General features: G+C 62.5%; 16 protein-coding genes. 5 read left to right on the top strand and 11 right to left on the bottom strand.

The window, feature by feature from the left end:
- Positions 1–38: 38 nt before the first annotated feature.
- The 3 genes from QCL65_RS10325 to QCL65_RS10315 form a co-directional block, all read right to left on the bottom strand.
- Positions 39–1250, bottom strand: a complete 1212-nt coding sequence (locus QCL65_RS10325) for an amino acid deaminase (protein ID WP_407316128.1) — start codon at positions 1248–1250, stop codon at positions 39–41.
- A gap of 22 nt (positions 1251–1272) precedes the next feature.
- On the bottom strand, positions 1273–1659 hold the full coding sequence (locus QCL65_RS10320) for a RidA family protein (RefSeq protein ID WP_407316127.1): 387 nt from the start codon (positions 1657–1659) through the stop codon (positions 1273–1275).
- Between the two features lie 144 nt (positions 1660–1803).
- Positions 1804–2124 carry a hypothetical protein gene (locus tag QCL65_RS10315; RefSeq protein ID WP_407316126.1) on the bottom strand — a complete coding sequence of 107 codons (321 nt, stop codon included), beginning with the start codon at positions 2122–2124 and terminating at the stop codon, positions 1804–1806.
- A gap of 166 nt (positions 2125–2290) precedes the next feature.
- On the opposite strand from QCL65_RS10315, the gene QCL65_RS10310 reads away from it, so the two are divergent.
- From QCL65_RS10310 to QCL65_RS10295, 4 genes are all read left to right on the top strand, one after another.
- Positions 2291–2596: a DUF6482 family protein gene (locus tag QCL65_RS10310; RefSeq protein WP_407316125.1), complete on the top strand. Its 306-nt coding sequence runs from the start codon at positions 2291–2293 to the stop codon at positions 2594–2596.
- A gap of 127 nt (positions 2597–2723) precedes the next feature.
- Positions 2724–3602, top strand: coding sequence for a class I SAM-dependent methyltransferase (locus QCL65_RS10305; RefSeq protein ID WP_407316124.1), 879 nt, complete (start codon positions 2724–2726; stop codon positions 3600–3602).
- A 72-nt stretch (positions 3603–3674) separates the two neighbouring features.
- Positions 3675–4433: a YkgJ family cysteine cluster protein gene (locus tag QCL65_RS10300; protein WP_407316123.1), complete on the top strand. Its 759-nt coding sequence runs from the start codon at positions 3675–3677 to the stop codon at positions 4431–4433.
- A gap of 79 nt (positions 4434–4512) precedes the next feature.
- Positions 4513–4821, top strand: coding sequence for an RcnB family protein (locus tag QCL65_RS10295; protein WP_407316122.1), 309 nt, complete (start codon positions 4513–4515; stop codon positions 4819–4821).
- Positions 4822–4870: 49 nt separating this feature from the next.
- On the opposite strand, the gene QCL65_RS10290 is transcribed toward QCL65_RS10295, so the two are convergent.
- From QCL65_RS10290 to QCL65_RS10255, 8 genes are all read right to left on the bottom strand, one after another.
- Complete coding sequence (locus QCL65_RS10290) at positions 4871–6211, bottom strand: OprD family porin (RefSeq protein ID WP_407316121.1); 1341 nt, start codon at positions 6209–6211, stop codon at positions 4871–4873.
- 110 nt (positions 6212–6321) lie between these two features.
- Positions 6322–8454, bottom strand: coding sequence for a PAS domain-containing protein (locus QCL65_RS10285; RefSeq protein ID WP_407316120.1), 2133 nt, complete (start codon positions 8452–8454; stop codon positions 6322–6324).
- A gap of 131 nt (positions 8455–8585) precedes the next feature.
- The gene (locus tag QCL65_RS10280; protein WP_407316119.1) at positions 8586–9359 is read right to left on the bottom strand and encodes an enoyl-CoA hydratase; all 774 of its coding nucleotides are present in this window, start codon (positions 9357–9359) and stop codon (positions 8586–8588) included.
- A 12-nt stretch (positions 9360–9371) separates the two neighbouring features.
- A complete protein-coding gene (locus QCL65_RS10275) occupies positions 9372–10499 on the bottom strand; it encodes an acyl-CoA dehydrogenase (protein ID WP_407316118.1) in 1128 nt (375 codons plus the stop codon).
- Between the two features lie 22 nt (positions 10500–10521).
- A complete protein-coding gene (locus QCL65_RS10270; RefSeq protein WP_407316117.1) occupies positions 10522–11709 on the bottom strand; it encodes an acetyl-CoA C-acyltransferase in 1188 nt (395 codons plus the stop codon).
- A gap of 10 nt (positions 11710–11719) precedes the next feature.
- Positions 11720–12481 (bottom strand): SDR family NAD(P)-dependent oxidoreductase, encoded by a 762-nt coding sequence (locus QCL65_RS10265; protein ID WP_407316116.1) that lies wholly within the window; start codon positions 12479–12481, stop codon positions 11720–11722.
- Positions 12482–12492: 11 nt separating this feature from the next.
- Positions 12493–14133: an AMP-binding protein gene (locus QCL65_RS10260; RefSeq protein ID WP_407316115.1), complete on the bottom strand. Its 1641-nt coding sequence runs from the start codon at positions 14131–14133 to the stop codon at positions 12493–12495.
- 71 nt (positions 14134–14204) lie between these two features.
- Entirely contained in the window at positions 14205–15212 is a 1008-nt protein-coding gene (locus tag QCL65_RS10255; protein WP_407316775.1) for an AraC family transcriptional regulator, read from the bottom strand.
- A gap of 159 nt (positions 15213–15371) precedes the next feature.
- Here QCL65_RS10255 and QCL65_RS10250 point away from each other — a divergent pair, with 159 nt between their 5' ends.
- The gene (locus QCL65_RS10250) at positions 15372–15848 is read left to right on the top strand and encodes a DUF411 domain-containing protein (protein ID WP_407316114.1); all 477 of its coding nucleotides are present in this window, start codon (positions 15372–15374) and stop codon (positions 15846–15848) included.
- Positions 15849–15879: the final 31 nt, after the last annotated feature.

Genomic DNA, 15879 nt, shown 5'->3' with positions numbered 1-15879 from the left:
AGGCTGGCGGCTGACGCAAAGCGGGTGCCGACGGGCGTTCAAAAAAACGTCGGGAATGCCTCCAACACCCGAAACTCGTCGTCCACCCAGCAGGCCATCCGCCATTTGTCGAATGTCAGGCAGGGGTGCGAGGTGCCGAACGAAATGATGTCGCCGATGCTTAGCTCGCAGCCCTCAGGCACCGACATAAATGCATGTTGGTCCATCAACGCGGTGACGCGGCAGGCACTTACATCATCGCCCAGCGGCGGCTCGACCTCTGCCCGATAGCGCTTTAACGGCCTGGGCAACCCGGCATCGAAGGCCACGTCGCGCTTGCCCAGTGCGACAACAGCTAGGCCTGGCTCGGGGAGCGACTGCACGTGGGCCCACACTTCCAATGCCGGGCGTAGCGCATCGTCAAGGTCGCCCCGGCGCGCCAGCACGGCGCACTGCGCGTCTTGATAAATGCCGTGGTCATGCACCACGTAACTGCCCGGCCGCAACACCGCCAGAAAATCGCCCCGTGCCGCGCGCGCATCGAAAGCCTCGGCAATCAAGTCGTACCAGGCCGAGCCCGAGGCCGTGACGATCGGCCGCTCCAAGGCAAAGGCACCGCGGGCCTGCAGAACCAGCGCCAGGTCGACCATGGAACGGGCGAAGGCGCGAATGTCCCCCTCGGCCTGTGCACCGTGGATCACCCCTTCGTAGCCCTCGATGCCCGTCAACGCCAATGCCGGGTGGGCGGCGATGGCCTCGGCCAGCGCCAGCACCTGATCCGGGCTACGGCAGCCGCAGCGGCCACCAACGACGCCGTATTCGATCATCACGTTCAGGCGCAGCCCGCGCTCGGCGAAGAATTGCCCAAGGGCTGCCACGTTGTCTGCGTGGTCGACCATGCAATGAAATTCGAAGTCCGGGTCAGCCAGCAACTCGGCGATCAAGGCCATATTCGCCGCGCCCACCAGCTGGTTGGCCAGCAACACCCGCCGCGCGCCATGGGCATAGGCGGCGCGGGTTTGCACCGCAGTCGCCAGGGTCATGCCCCACGCGCCTGCCTCCAGCTGAAGCTGGAACAGCGCGGGGGTCATGCTGGTCTTGCCATGGGGGGCCAGTTGCGCGCCGCTAGCTTCTACGAATGCCTGCATCCAGCGGATATTGTGTTCCACGGCACTACGGTGCAGCACCAGCGCGGGCAGGCTGACGTCGCTGACCAAGCGCGCGCCCGGCGCGGCCCAGCCTTTTTCTACGGTCCAGTGAATGGCGCTCATGGGGCCTCCGGAGTGTTTCGGTCTATGGCGCTTTATACGCGACGCAATCGATCTCGACTTTGCAGTCGACCCTCATGGACGCCTGCACACATGCGCGGGCGGGGGCCAGGTGGCTGGGGAAGTATTCAGCGAAGACCTTGTTGAAGCTCCAGAAATCACGCGGGTCGTCCAACCAGACGCCGGCGCGCACTACATGCTCAAGGCCGTACCCGGCTTCTTCGAGAATAGCGATGAGGTTCTGCATGGTTTTGTGGGTTTGCGCGACGATACCGCCGTCGATGATTTCGCCGTTTTCCATGGCGACCTGGCCGGACACATGCAGCCAACCATCGGCGGCAACGGCGCGGGCGAACGGCAGGGGTTGGCCACCGGCGCCCACTGCGCCAGTGCCGTAACGGGTAATGCTCATGGGATGAGTCTCCAAGGCGGCACGCCAAGACGGCGCGCGGTCATGACGGCCCGCGCAGCGCGGGCCCGAACCGCCAGCCTAAAAGACCCTGAGCCCGAGGCCAAGAGGCGATTGGCTTAAACCGCCAATGTCAGCACTCCCGTTTCAATCGGCGCCCTGCTCAGAAGGCAGAAACTCACCCTCCAGACCATATTGGCGCAACCGCAGCTGGACCCGGGCAATCAGACCCTCTACGTGCTGGTCGTTGTGCAGATCGGCGACCGCCAGGTAAAACCGCTGCACATTCTGCGCGTGGGTGCCTTCGCTGAGCATGTCATGGCTCACTACCGGCCCACCGCGCCAGAGGCAGCGACGCTCACCGTCGTTTTCGTGGGCGGTGACAGCGCCGGGTTTGACCAGCCAGATTTCAGTGGCGCTGCGCAGATCGGCGGTGTCGATTTGTGTCTCTTCTATTAACGTATTCATGGGTACCTCATCGGGTGCTGGCGTGTGCGAGTTAGGAGGGCCCGATGGACCTGCAAGTTCAAGGAATCGTAATGGCGCCCCTGTATGGCCGTGCCCCCAGGAAAAACTGAATTGGACGCCCCCACCAAGGTCAACTCTTTACATTAACCACAACAGGCGACCCACCATGAACCTTCATGAATTGGCCAAACAGGTCAAAGACGGCAGTGTGACCGAGATCAATCTGGTATCGATGGAGGGCGGGTCTTACGTAATGCATGCCCTGGCGAGCGATATTTCGACCCCAGTGGCCGAGAGCAATGGCGCCACCCTGCACGTGGCCTCGGTTGAGGAAGCGCGCAAATTGCTGTCCGGGCTCGACGGTGTGCAGTTGTTCCTGGTGCAGGCCGCCGTCCATGATGAAATGGTCGGGCTGCAAGATGATGCCGGCCAAGCCGCTCGCGAGCCGATCCCCTTGCGCTCGAGCCTGTAACGCCGTCCGCCCTGCCCCCGCCTGCATACTGGCCGAAGGTGAACTAAGCTTGGCATAAGGCGCGACCGCCTGGCCGCGCCGCGACATCCAGAACAAAAATGCCGAGCCACTGAGAAAGGGGTCGATCATGAAAAGTTTGTCGAGCATGCTGCAATGGTCAACGGTCACCGGGGCGTTCCAATCCGCCGACGCCTATACCCGCGGGCGCCCGGGCTACCCTCCCGAGGTCGACGGTTGGTTGCGCAAGACCTTGGAAATCAAAAAAGGCACGCGCGTGCTGGACCTCGGTGCAGGCACCGGCAAATTCACCCAGCGCTTGCTTGACATCGGTGCCAAGGTCACCGCCGTGGAACCGGAAAAAGCCATGCGTGACGCCCTTATGCAGCAAATTCAGGCGCGCAGCGCGCCGGTAGCTGCGGGTGACTTCAGCCTGTTGAGTTGCCGCGCCGAAGAGCTGGAACACCATGTCGAGGGCGGCAGCATCGATGCTGTCGTTTGCGCCCAGGCCTTCCACTTATTCGCCAATGTACAGGCCATGGCGCAGATTCACCGAGTCCTCAAGCCCAGCGGGCGTCTGGGGCTGATCTGGAACCTGCGCGATGCCAGCCAGGACTGGGTCGCGCAGCTGGCGAAAATTGTTGCCCGGCACGCGGGCGATCACCCGCGCTATTACGATGGCGAATGGCGCAAGATGTTTCCCTGCGGTGGTTTCAGCATGCCCAAGGAAAGCCACTTCCAACATCACCACCGGGGTACCCCGGATAATGTGATCGTTAACCGCATTCGCTCCATCAGCTTTATCGCTGACCTGCCCCAGGAGCAACAAAGCCAGATCATCGAAGAGGTTCGCCAGTTGATCGCCAGCCACCCGGCCCTGGCGGGCCAGGCCGAGGTAAGCGTGCCTTACAACACCGTGGCGTTCCATGCCATTAAAATCCTGCCGACCTATACGCCGATCGAACACAAGCCAGGCATGCAGCAGTTGGATGCCTTGATGCTCAAGTAGTACCCTTGGCGAAGGATATTCACGCTGCGCCGGTGCCCACCGGCGCCTCCCCCCCCACAGGGTTCAATACCGATGACGATACGTTTTTCGTGCACCAGTTGTGGCAAATGCTGTACCGATCATCATGTCCCCCTGACCCTGGCGGAAGCCCAGATGTGGGCCGAGGACGGCGGCCAAGTGATCGTCCTGTTGGAGGCGTTCATGGACCAGGCGCTACGCCAGGGCATCGACCTGTCACCCGCGCAGTTGGAGCATGCCCGCCGGCGCTCGCTGGCGATCGAGTGCGGTAGCACCCAGGTGTACGTATCCATCACTTTTGCCGCGTTCAACAGCGGGCGCTGCCGCAATCTGCTCGAAGATAACCGCTGCGCGATCTACCTGCGCCGCCCATTGGTGTGCCGCATCTACCCGATGGAAATCAACCCAAACATCCCATTGCGCCCGCAAGCCAAGGATTGCCCCAGCGAAGCTTGGGACAGCGGCCCGGTCATGATCCATGGCAATACCCTGGCCGACCCTGAGCTGGCCGGCCATATCGAACAATCACGTCAGGCTGACCGTGACGAAATTGCCGCCAAAGCGCATATTTGCGAACGTCTGGGGTTCACCACCATGGCCCTTAAAGGCGATGGGTTCGCCACCTACCTGCCGGACATGAGCCATTTTCTCCACACCCTGCGCACGGTAACCGAGCCGCTTCCCGGCTCGACTCAGCCGTGGCTGCTGCACATCCCCGACGCAGAACTGGCCCAGGAAGTGATCGCCAAAGGCGCGCACATTCGTTCGACAGCTCCACAGGGCTGCGCCTTCATTAGCGTGCGGGCTGCTTGAAACTGGTAAAGGTTTGAATGATTGCCGGGCGCTGAAGTCTGATCTGGTACGAGCAGTAGAAACCACCCAGGAGCAGTCTATGAACATGAAAGCCCTTTTTGCCGGTATGGCCCTTGCGGGTTTGATGGCTGCAGGCAGCTTGCCGGTGCAAGCCGCCCAAGAGCCCACCGTCAACGTTAAATCCCCCGGTGTGGAAGCGGAAAGCCTGGAAAAAGGCGACAAAATTTCCGACCAATACCGGCGCAAGGAAAATGCGATTTCCAATTGGAAACAGAAGGGCCTCCCCGCGCCGAAAGAAGATACGCAGTGGGCGCTGGTGAACGACAAGTACGTGCTGATCGAAATCACCAACGGCACCATCATTGATATCGTACCGGTCACCAAGTAAAACCCTGGAGGGGCTGGCGCGATGGCGCCGGCCACTTTAATGAGCGTCGTTACCAGACCCCCAACGGGTATTCGACCGCCAGCCTAAGCTGCTGAGCATCCAGTTCAGCCTCCGCCGTATTGCCTCGGTGCAACGCGTGGCGCAAGGTCACCGATAGATTTTTTGCCGGCCCCGACTGCACCACATAGCGCGCTTGCAGGTCACGCTCCCAGTGCTTGCCACCGCGTCCATAGCCCAGATAAGCGTAGCCGCCCCGTGGGTCGACATGGCTGCCATCAATACCGCTGCCACGTACGTAGGCTGCCCCCAGGGTCAAGCCAGGCAAGTCGAAGGCGGTCATGTCGAAATCGTAGCGCAATTGCCAAGACGCCTCATTGGGCGCGTTGAAGTCGGACAATGCCACCGCATTGCCGAGCAATATCGCGCCGCGGGTCACGTAGTCGAACGGCGTGTCGCCGTCGATCTTCTGGTATCCCACGCCAAACCGATGAAAGCCGTTGGCCCAAGTGGTCATTAGGCTCCAGGCGGTGTTGTCGATTTGGCCCGATAGCGCCTGGCCCTGATCCTCGCTGCGATACAGGTTGAGGTCGAAGGTCAACGCCTGCTCCCGGCTCAAAGCCCACACATAGGTGCTGCCTATATAGTGCTGGCGCCAGGTGTCTTCGTAGAGGGCGGTGAAAAAGCTCGCGCTCAGGCCCGGCAGGCCGTTGTAACGAACCCCGGCCAGATCGAAGTGGTTGCCTTGTCGGCCATTGGAGTAATTCACCACAAAACCGCGATCATGATTGCTCGCGTTACGGTCGGTGCTGCCGGTGAAATGGCCAGCGGACAACTGCGTGGACTTCCATTCCCGGCTATGGAGCCACAGCCCGGTAGCAGTTTCAGGCAACAGCCGGCTGTCGGAGGAGCCAAATACCGGGGTTTTGACCCTTTGCTCGCCGTAGCGCAACTCAGTCGAGGACCAGCGCAACTTCAGCGCCGCGCCGGCGCGGCTGAAGTCATCCTTGGGATGGCCGTCGTTATCGACGCCGACCAAGCGCGCCTTGCCGGCACGCCCGCCGCCGGAGTCCAGGGTGCGGCCATAGTAGCCATGGGCGTCCAGGCCAACGCCTACGGTGCCCGGGGTAAACCCTGAAGCGAAATCGGCCATTAGCCCATAGGCCCATTCTTCAGCCAAGTCGCTGCGCGCCGCCCTGGGCTTGAACCCGTTGCGCGCACCGTTGCTGAGCGAGCCATGGTGATAATCCCGCCGGTCGTAGACAGTGCGGTTAAGTACAGTCAAATGGCTGTCGGCGATGAAGCCGGTGGCCTCGTCCTGTTCGGCGGCAGTGACGAGCATTGAAGGGCCGCTCAACATCAGCAGCAAACTGCGGGTGGTAAAGGGGGTCATGGGGCGCTGGCATCCGGGAAGAAAAGACTAAAAAAGCAACTATATAACATTACTTTAACGGTCGTAAAAAAAGATCGGCCCAGGTCCCGTCGCCGATCTTTGTTCCAGGCTCAACCGCCAAAGCGCATCCGGTGCAGGCTGACGGTATCGTGTAACACACGCGATAACTGCTCTACCGAGTAAGGCTTCTGCATCAATGGGTAACCGCAGCTGCCATGCTGCTCCAAAATATGACTGTAACCACTGGTGACCACCACCGGCAGCTCCGGGTAGCGCTGGCGGATTTCATCGGCCAGTTCAAGCCCACTCCCGCCCGGCATCACTACATCGGCAAACACCACACCAAAACGTGCCCAGTCCGATTCCAGCGTGCGTAAGGCCGCCTCCGCCGAAATGACCCAGACCGCCTGATAACCCAGTTCCTGCAACGACTCCGCAGCGAAGACCCCCACCTCGGGGTTGTCCTCGACCACCAACACGCTCATGCCATTGCCCTCCACCCCCTGCGGCTCGGCGTCCTCGGGGCCGGTGCACGCCTGGGCGTCGTGGGCCTGCGGCAGGTACAGGGTCATGCTGGTGCCCTGGCCGACCTGGCTGTGAACTTGCACGTCGCCACCGGACTGGCGAGCAAAGCCGAATACTTGCGACAACCCGAGGCCAGTGCCATGGCCAAAGGGTTTAGTGGTGAAGAACGGCTCGAAGATGCGCTCAAGGTCGGCCGGCTCGATACCGCTGCCCGTGTCAGTCAGGGTGACGGCCACAAACGGGCCGGGGCGCAGGGCTTCTGCCCCCAGGGCGGGAATGCTTTTGACGGGCTTGAGGGCAACGGTCAAAGTGCCCTGCCCGCTCATGGCGTCACGGGCGTTGGCGGCCATGTTGACCAACGCCGTGTCGAACTGGCTGTGATCGGCGTGGATCAGGCAACGCCGCGAGGGAATCTGCATATCAATAGTCACCCGTGAGCCGACCAGGGTGGCGAGCATGTCGCTAATCGCTGTGACGCTGGCCCCAACATCGAATATTTCCGGCTGCAAGGCCTGACGACGGGCGAAGGCGAGCAATTGGCTGGTCAGTTTCGAAGCCCGCGCCACGGTACTGGAAATCGCCTCGACATAGCGCCGACGGCGCTCTTCCGACAACCCAGGGCGGGCCAAGAGGTCGACCGAGGAGCGTATCACCGTCAGCAGGTTGTTGAAGTCGTGGGCTACCCCACCGGTCAGTTGCCCCACCGCTTCCATTTTTTGCGCCTGGCGCAACGCTTCTTCGGTGGCCATCAGAGCCTGGGTACGGGCATTGACTTGCTGCTCCAGCGACTCGGTGAGCGCCCGCAGGTTGATCTCGGCGCGCCGCCTGGCTTCGGCGGTGCGCGTGCGGGCAGCCACCTCGCGAACGAAGGCGATGTCCGCCTCGGGCCACGCGCGTGCTTGGGCATGATTGAGATACAGCAGCGCCACCAGCCCGCCCTCTTCGTGCACCGGCATGTTGATAAACGCCTGGGCACTGATGGCTTTGAGGGAGTCAGCGGAGCCCGCCGTGCGCGGGTCGAAATAAGCGTCGGCCACCACCACGGTCTGGCCCAGCTTCAGGTCTTCGATGTAATGGCCGTAGTCGCGAAAACGCAAGACGCCTGCCAGGCTATCGACCCCTGGGTGGTTCCAGTCGCGCTCGATCACAATGGTTTCGGCCACCGGGTCGATCCAACCATAGCCAGCGCGGCTGACCTCTAACGTTCGCGCGAGGATTTCGGAGGCGATAAACGCCAATTGCGCGGGGTCGCTAACGTCGCGAATACGTTCACTCAAATCGGCCAGGGCCAGACGCCGCAATTCTTGCCGCTTGCGCTCGGTAATATCCTGAGACACCCCCGCCATGCGCGTCACCTGACCCTCCGGGCCCAATAACGGCTGGCCGCGCACCGCCACCCAGCGCACTTCGCCCGTGGCGGTAATAATGCGGTACTCGATGTCGTAGTCGCCCCCCTCGGCAATGCTCGCCTGCACCGCACGGGCCATGCGCTCGCGGTCGTCGGGGTGAATGCAGGCCAGCAGGTCGGCGTAAGTGAAGGGCCGCGCGGGGTCGCGGCCGAAATTCTGCTTACAGGTGGCCGAGCAGGCTAGCTGGAGGTTTTCCAGCGCAAGGTTCCAAGTGCCGAAACCGCCGGCTTTCAAGGCCAGCGCCAGCTCCACGGAATTACCGAAAGCGGGTGAACCCGCTTCTACGTCGGCTTCTTGGCGACTGCTCATGGTTGACTGGCTCAGGACCCATAGGTCGTTGTCGGGTGAAAGAAAGTTTACAAGCTTGACCATTTGAGCGCTGCGCGTCCACAAGGTTCGCGACGATCCAACGATCAGCCCCATTCTCCCCCGGCCATGGCTCAGTACCCTTTGAAATGCGGCTCACGCTTGCCGATGAACGCGGCCATGCCCTCTTTCTGATCTTCACTGGCAAAGGCGGCATGAAACACCCGCCGCTCGAACCGCACGCCTTCGGCCAGGCTGACCTCGAACGCTCGGTTGACGCTTTCTTTGACCATCATGGCCACCGGCAAGGACTTGGCCGCGATCTGCGCAGCCACCTCCAAGGCCTCCTCGAGCAGGCGCTCGGCCGGCACAATGCGGGCAACGAGACCTGAGCGTTCCGCTTCTTCGGCGTCCATCAAACGCCCGGTCAGGCACAGTTCCATGGCTTTGGCTTTACCCACAGCGCGGGTCAGGCGCTGGGTGCCGCCCATCCCCGGGAGCACGCCCAGTTTTATCTCTGGCTGGCCAAACCGCGCATTATCGGCCGCCAGGATAAAGTCGCACATCAATGCCAGTTCGCAGCCACCGCCCAGGGCAAAACCGGCCACTGCGGCGATCATGGGCTTGCGCCGGGCGGCAACGCGGTCGCTTTCAGCGAAGAGGTCGTCGATGTAGATCTGCGGATACCGCAGTTCAGCCATTTCCTTGATATCGGCGCCAGCGGCGAACGCCTTGGCCGAGCCGGTCAGGACAATACAGCCAATGTCGCGGTCGGCCTCCAGGCGATCCAGGGCCTGGTTCAGTTCGTCGATCAACTGCGCGTTAAGCGCATTCAGGGCCTGGGGCCGGTTAAGGGTAATCAGGCCAACGCGGCCGTGGACCTGCAGCTGGATCGTTTCAAAACTCATGGGCGGCTCCTTTTATAGGTTACGGGCAATCACCAGGCGTTGGATGTCGCTGGTGCCTTCATAAATTTGGCAGATACGCACATCACGGTAGATCCGTTCTAGCGGGAAGTCGTTCAGGTAACCATAGCCGCCCAGGGTTTGCAGGGCATCAGAGCAGACTTTCTCGGCCATCTCGGAGGCGAACAGCTTGGCCATCGAGGCCTCGGTCAACGCCGGCCGGCCGGCGTCGCGCAGGGCCGCGGCGTGCCAGACCATTTGCCGGGCGACGGCAATTTGGGTGGCCATATCGGCCAGACGGAAGGCCACCGCTTGGTGTTCGATCAGGGCCTTGCCAAAGCTGTGCCGCTCGCGAGCGTAGTCGCGCGCCACCTCGAACGCCGCCCGCGCCATACCCACCGCCTGCGCAGCAATGCCAATGCGCCCGCCTTCGAGGTTGGCCAGGGCAATGCGATAGCCCTGGCCTTCCTCGCCGAGCAAGCTGTCGAGGGGCAAGCGCAGGTTATCGAAGGCGATCTGGCAGGTGTCGGTGGCGTGCAGGCCAAGCTTATGCTCGACCCTGACGACTTGGTAACCGGGGCTGTCAGTGGGCACCAGAAAGGCGCTGATGCCGTGTTTACCGGCAGCCGGATCGGTGACGGCAAACACGATCACCACCCCGGCGTTTTGCCCCGAGGTAATGAATTGTTTGCTGCCGTTGAGCACATAGTGGTCGCCTTCACGGCGTGCGCGGGTTTTCAGGTTGCTAGCGTCGGAGCCAGCCTGGGCCTCAGTGAGAGCAAACGCGCCCAACATGGCTCCGCTGGCCAGGGGCGTGAGGTAGCGTTGTTTTTGCGCCTCGGTGCCAAAATTGAGGATCGGCACGCAGGCCACCGAATTGTGCACACTCATGATGGTCGAACAGGCCCCGTCGCCGGCGGCGATTTCTTCCACGGCCATAGCGTAGGCCAGGTAGCCAGTGTCGCAGCCGCCCCACTGCTCCGGCACCAACATGCCGAAGAATCCCAGTTCGGCCATCTCCGCCAGCGCCTGGCGGGGGAAGCTGTGGTCGCGGTCCCACTGCTCGGAAAAAGGCCGCAGGCGCTCTTGGGCAAATTGCCGAGCCGCTTCACTGATTTGCAGTTGTTCGTCGTTGGCTAACATAACGGTTCCTTTGCTTGAGCCTTCAATACACGCATTCGATGGCCACGGCCGTGGCCTCGCCACCGCCGATGCAGATGGCGGCGATGCCTTTTTTCAGGCCGCGTTGGCGCAGTGCGTGCAGCAGGGTGACCAGAATGCGCGCACCCGAAGCGCCAATGGGGTGGCCCAGGGCGCAGGCACCGCCATGCACATTGACCTTGTCCGCAGGCAACCCCAAGGCGCCCATGGTCGCCAGCGTGACTACGGCGAACGCCTCGTTGATTTCAAACAGATCCACCTCCTCCATGGCCCAGCCTGTGCGCCGCAACAATTGCTCGATGGCACCAATGGGCGCCAGGGGAAACAGCGCCGGGGTACTGGCAAACACCGCATGCCCATGGATCAACGCCAAGGGCTGCACCCCGCGCTGGCGCGCCGTGCCCTGGCGCATCAGCAGCAAGGCCGCGGCACCGTCGGAGATCGAGCTGGAGTTGGCCGCCGTCACACTGCCGCCCTCGCGAAACGCTGGCTTGAGCTGGGGAATTTTCTCCAGGTTGGCCTTGGGCGGCTGCTCATCGTCTTCAATGAGGCGCGCCTGCTTACCGTCCAACACCTGCACCGGCACGATCTCCGCCCGGAACAGCCCGGCGGTGATCGCTTGCTGAGCGCGGCTCAAGGAGGTTACAGCGAACTGGTCCTGCACCTCGCGGCTGATGCCTTGGGCCTCGGCGCAGTCTTCGGCATAAGTGCCCATCAATCGACCGGGCTCGTAGGCGTCTTCCAGGCCGTCGAGAAACATATGGTCGATGACCTGGCCATGGCCCATGCGGTAACCGCTGCGGGCACGGCTGAGCAAGTACGGCGCATTGGACATGCTCTCCATACCACCGGCCAGCACCACCCTGGCACTGTCAGCCAACAACAGATCGTGGGCGAGCATCAACGCCTGCATGCCCGAGCCGCACATCTTGTTCAGGGTGGTGCAGGCCGTTGCGGTACTCAGCCCGGCGGCCAAGGCCGCCTGACGTGCCGGCGCCTGGCCCAAACCGGCTGCAAGCACACAGCCAAACAGTACTTGCTCTACGCTGTCGGCCGCCAGGCCCGCGCGTTCCACCGCAGCGGCCAGCGCCAAGGCACCCAACTGGGGTGCGCTGAGGCTTTTTAGCGCGCCTTGAAAGCCACCCATAGGGGTGCGCACGGCGCTGACAATCACAATCGGGTCTTGGTGCATGAAAACCTTCCTATTTCGCGGCCATGCGCAACGCGCCGTCGAGGCGGATCACTTCGCCGTTGAGCATGCTGTTTTCAATGATATGGCGCACCAGCGCGGCGTACTCATCGGGCCGCCCCAGGCGCGGCGGAAACGGCACCCCGGCGCTCAGCCCAGCACGCACTTGATCGGTCATACCGGCCACCATGGGTGTCTCGAACAACCCCGGCGCGATGCTCATCACGCGAATCCCGTAACGCGCCAGCTCGCGCGCTGCCGGTAGAGTAAGGCTGGCCACCGCGCCCTTCGACGCGGCATACGCGGCCTGGCCAATTTGTCCGTCGAATGCCGCCACCGATGCGGTATTGATGATCACCCCGCGCTCGCCCTGGGCGTCGCCGGGCCCTTCGGCGATGGCCGCAGCCGCCAGGCGCAACAGGTTAAACGTACCGATCAGGTTGACGTTGATCATGCGCGCGAAGCTGGCCAAGCCGTGGGGCCCCTGTTTGCCGAGAATTTTTTCGCCGAGCAAGATACCCGCACAATTGATCAGCCCGTGTAATGCTCCGAACCTCGCCAGGGTCTGCGCCACAGCCGCCTGGGCCGCTGCTTCATCGGTGATGTCGGCGACCACCGAGGCCACTCCCAACGCCTCGGCCTGGGCGGTTAGCGCGGGCTCGTTGAGGTCCACCAGCATCACCCGGGCACCGGCCTCGCTGAGCATTTTGCCGGTGGCCGCACCCAGCCCCGAAGCGCCGCCGCTGACCATGAATACGCTGCCTTCGATTTGCATCACAACCTCGCTTAGGCGCTCAAGGCCTGTTGTTTCGCCACTTCCTGTTGCCGCAGGAGGAAGCGCTGTAATTTGCCGCTGGGGGTTTTCGGCAAGGCATCGACGAATTCTATTTCCCGGGGATAGGCATGGGCTGCCAGGCGCTCACGCACGTGCAAGCGCAGCGCCTCGGCCAAGTCGGGGCTGGCCGTGTAGCCCGCGCCCAGCACCACAAAGGCTTTGACGATTTCGGTGCGCTGCGGATCGGGCTTGCCGATCACCGCCGCCTCCACTACCGCGGGGTGCTCGACCAGCGCGCTTTCCACGTCGAATGGGCCGACCCGGTAGCCGGACGTGGTGATCACGTCATCACTACGGCCGACGAAGCTGATGCTGCCGTCGGGGCTCCATTCGACGGTGTCGCCGCTCAAATAGTAATTGCCCTGAAAAGCCTTGGTCGGCATACCCATGTAGCCCTGAAACCAACACAACGGGGACTGTGTGCGATCCACCGCGAGGATGCCAGGCTGGCCCACCGGGAGCTCTTGTAGCTGCTCGTCGAGTACCACGATGCGATGCCCTGGCACAGCAAACCCGGCCGCCCCCAGGTGCACCGGGTGGCTTAGGCCATGGTGATTGCACAGCACCATGCCCAGTTCGGTCTGGCCATAATGGTCATGAATGACCACCCCCAACTGCTCGGCGAACCAACGGATAACCTGCGGGTTCAAGGGTTCGCCAGCGCTGCTCACCGCACGCAAGCGGCCCCTGATCGGATCGGAAAATTCGCTGCCGCCTGCAATCAGCAACCGAAACGCCGTGGGCGAACCAGCCAGATTGCTAATAGCGTATTTATTGATGATGTGGCAGGTGCTCTGCAGCGAAAACGGCCCCTCGTAGAAGGTGGTGGCGTGGCCCAGGGCCAGAGGGCCGATCACTGCGTAGTAAAGGCCGTAGGCCCAGCCGGGGTCGGCCAAATTCCAGAAACGGTCTTGCGGGCGCAAGTCGATGGCATCACGCAGATAACCTTGGAACGCCAGTATGGCTTTAAGGGGGACCTGCAGCGGCTTGGCTGCGCCGGTTGTGCCAGAGGTGCACATCAGCAGCATCGGCGCCTCGCCATCGAGCCATACCGCAGGGCAATCCGTTGAGTGCTCACGCAGCACCGCATGGAAGTCGAACTCGCCGGGGCCGCTGTGCTGGGCATCAACGGTGACCACCAGCGGGCAATCGGGCAAGCCATCGAGCTTGTCGCGGTTGGCCCGGTCGGTGACCACTAGCCTGGCGGCCGAGCAGCCCAAGCGATGCTCCAGGGCCTTGGGCCCGAACGCCGTGAACAGCGGCTGGTAAACCGCGCCGACGCGCCAGGTACCGAGCACCGTCACCAACAACTCGACATTACGCGGCAGCAGCCCGGCCACGCAGTCCCCAGGGCGCACGCCCTGAGCCAGAAGAAAGTTGCCGAAACGGCAGGCTTTCTCGTGGAGTTCACTGAAGCGGTAGCTGGCGCTCGCGCCTTCGGCGTTTTCCCAATACAACGCCACCGGATCGTCGCGCAAATGACGGTCACAACACTCGACACAAGCGTTGAGCCGCTGCAAATTACCGAACAGCGCCGCATCAGCAGCGCTCTGATAGTCGAAGGCCGCCACCGCAGCCGTGTAGTCGCGCATCGCCACAGTCCTTTTTTTTGTTGTAAGCCAGACTAGGCGCTGTGGCCGCCAACCGGCAATGGTCAAAACATTCAATTGAGCTGACTGGTTTGGCCACTGCTGAGGATCAATTGGCGGTACTGGCCTGGGCTCGCGCCGAACCATTTACGGAAGGCTTTGTAAAACGAGCTGGTGTCGGCAAAGCCCAAGCGCTCGGCGATCTCGCCATAGCTCACCTCAGCCTCGGCCAGCCAGGCCACGGCCAACTCTTTACGTACGCGATCTTTCAGGGCCTGGTAGGTTTGGCCCTCTTCGGCCAGGCGGCGGCGCAGGGTCGAGGCCGACAGGTGCAGGCTCTGCGCCAGGCCCTCGGTTTCCGGCCAGTGCTGGGCAGGGAGCCCGCGCAGGCGCTGGCGAATACGCCTGGCCAGGCTGTCGGGGTCGCGGTACTTGACCAAAATATTGCCCGGTGCCCGCGCCAGAAAACGCCGGCGCTCGTCCTCGCTGCGGCGCGACGGGGCATCGAGGCCCTCGGCGGGAAAAATGATGCGCGTGCGCGGCCGGCCGAAGCGCAGATTTTCCGAAAACATCACCCGGTAGTCATCGCAGTAATCCGGCTCGGCGCAGCGCGATTCGACGGCCAGGATCGGAATGCGCCGGCCAGCCAACCAGCAGGCCACCCCGTGCACAATCATCCACAAAGTAAAGTAAGCGAACGGCCGCAGCGGCGGCTGCTGGCCTTCATCCAGAACGATCTCGGCCAGGCCCTGTTGGCGCACCAGGCGCGCGCTGAAACCACCGAACATCAACGACAGAAACTCTAGCCCGGTTTCCAGCCCCTGGGCCAGGGTGGGTTGCGCCATCGCCACTTTGCACAACAATGCCAGGCTGCCGGCCCGCAGAGGGCGTGGGTCCATGGCAAAAAACTCGTCGTCCAAATAACGCGCTAGGCGCCGCCATAAGCGGGCGTAAGCCTGGGCCGGTACGCGCGCGTCGGGATCGTCGAGAAGCCGCGGGTCAATGCCTACCGCAAGCAGCAGGCGTGCGCGCTCCTCGAACGCAGGGCAGCTCTGCAGTAAGGCTTCGCGCACCATGGGCATGGCGATGGTGTCTTTCGGCGCAGGGGCTGGCACGGTGGCTCCGATGAAAAGACGTGAAGCGTGATTATGAGTGTATCCGCAGATCTACGGCGAGCCCGGTTCGAAGACACAAGCTGATACCTTTGCCTGAACGGGTTGACTGTCAAACAGGCTAAGTTAATGTCAGACCTTTCACCGACCATCTCAACGGGCTCCGCCATGCTCAAAACCTCACTGCTCGCCACGCTGTTATTGTCCTCCCTCGCCCACGCCGCCGAACCGCTCACCATCGACGTCCACCGCGACGCCAACTGCGGCTGTTGCAAAAACTGGATCAAACATTTGCAGGCCAATGGTTTCGAGGTCCGTGACCACGTCGAGGCCGACATGGCTGCGGTCAAGCAGCGCTTGGGTGTGGCCCCGCAGTTGGGCTCTTGCCACACAGGCGTGATTGACGGCAAGTTCGTCGAAGGCCATGTGCCGGCCGAACAGGTTAAAGCTTTGGTCGCTCGCCAAGACCTGCGCGGCATCGCCGTCCCAGGCATGCCCATGGGCTCGCCAGGTATGGAAGTGGGCGGCCAGCAGCAACCCTTCGACGTGATCGGGCTGGCCCGCGATGGTCAGAGCCAGGTTATCGCCCAATACCCCCGCCCGTGATAGCCGTTTTCCAGAGGAAGTTTCGCATGCT

Source organism: Pseudomonas sp. nanlin1 (assembly GCF_045571515.1).
In the GTDB taxonomy this organism is placed as follows: domain Bacteria; phylum Pseudomonadota; class Gammaproteobacteria; order Pseudomonadales; family Pseudomonadaceae; genus Aquipseudomonas.
This window is presented reverse-complemented; position numbering and strand designations above follow the sequence as displayed.

What these genes read in the sequence shown, in the direction of transcription:
- QCL65_RS10325 (WP_407316128.1), bottom strand. Translation starts at nt 1,250, where the DNA reads ATGAGCGCCATTCACTGGACCGTAGAAAAAGGCTGGGCCGCGCCGGGC.
- QCL65_RS10320 (WP_407316127.1), bottom strand. Translation starts at nt 1,659, where the DNA reads ATGAGCATTACCCGTTACGGCACTGGCGCAGTGGGCGCCGGTGGCCAA.
- QCL65_RS10315 (WP_407316126.1), bottom strand. Translation starts at nt 2,124, where the DNA reads ATGAATACGTTAATAGAAGAGACACAAATCGACACCGCCGATCTGCGC.
- QCL65_RS10310 (WP_407316125.1), top strand. Translation starts at nt 2,291, where the DNA reads ATGAACCTTCATGAATTGGCCAAACAGGTCAAAGACGGCAGTGTGACC.
- QCL65_RS10305 (WP_407316124.1), top strand. Translation starts at nt 2,724, where the DNA reads ATGAAAAGTTTGTCGAGCATGCTGCAATGGTCAACGGTCACCGGGGCG.
- QCL65_RS10300 (WP_407316123.1), top strand. Translation starts at nt 3,675, where the DNA reads ATGACGATACGTTTTTCGTGCACCAGTTGTGGCAAATGCTGTACCGAT.
- QCL65_RS10295 (WP_407316122.1), top strand. Translation starts at nt 4,513, where the DNA reads ATGAACATGAAAGCCCTTTTTGCCGGTATGGCCCTTGCGGGTTTGATG.
- QCL65_RS10290 (WP_407316121.1), bottom strand. Translation starts at nt 6,211, where the DNA reads ATGACCCCCTTTACCACCCGCAGTTTGCTGCTGATGTTGAGCGGCCCT.
- QCL65_RS10285 (WP_407316120.1), bottom strand. Translation starts at nt 8,454, where the DNA reads ATGAGCAGTCGCCAAGAAGCCGACGTAGAAGCGGGTTCACCCGCTTTC.
- QCL65_RS10280 (WP_407316119.1), bottom strand. Translation starts at nt 9,359, where the DNA reads ATGAGTTTTGAAACGATCCAGCTGCAGGTCCACGGCCGCGTTGGCCTG.
- QCL65_RS10275 (WP_407316118.1), bottom strand. Translation starts at nt 10,499, where the DNA reads ATGTTAGCCAACGACGAACAACTGCAAATCAGTGAAGCGGCTCGGCAA.
- QCL65_RS10270 (WP_407316117.1), bottom strand. Translation starts at nt 11,709, where the DNA reads ATGCACCAAGACCCGATTGTGATTGTCAGCGCCGTGCGCACCCCTATG.
- QCL65_RS10265 (WP_407316116.1), bottom strand. Translation starts at nt 12,481, where the DNA reads ATGCAAATCGAAGGCAGCGTATTCATGGTCAGCGGCGGCGCTTCGGGG.
- QCL65_RS10260 (WP_407316115.1), bottom strand. Translation starts at nt 14,133, where the DNA reads ATGCGCGACTACACGGCTGCGGTGGCGGCCTTCGACTATCAGAGCGCT.
- QCL65_RS10255 (WP_407316775.1), bottom strand. Translation starts at nt 15,212, where the DNA reads ATGCCCATGGTGCGCGAAGCCTTACTGCAGAGCTGCCCTGCGTTCGAG.
- QCL65_RS10250 (WP_407316114.1), top strand. Translation starts at nt 15,372, where the DNA reads ATGTCAGACCTTTCACCGACCATCTCAACGGGCTCCGCCATGCTCAAA.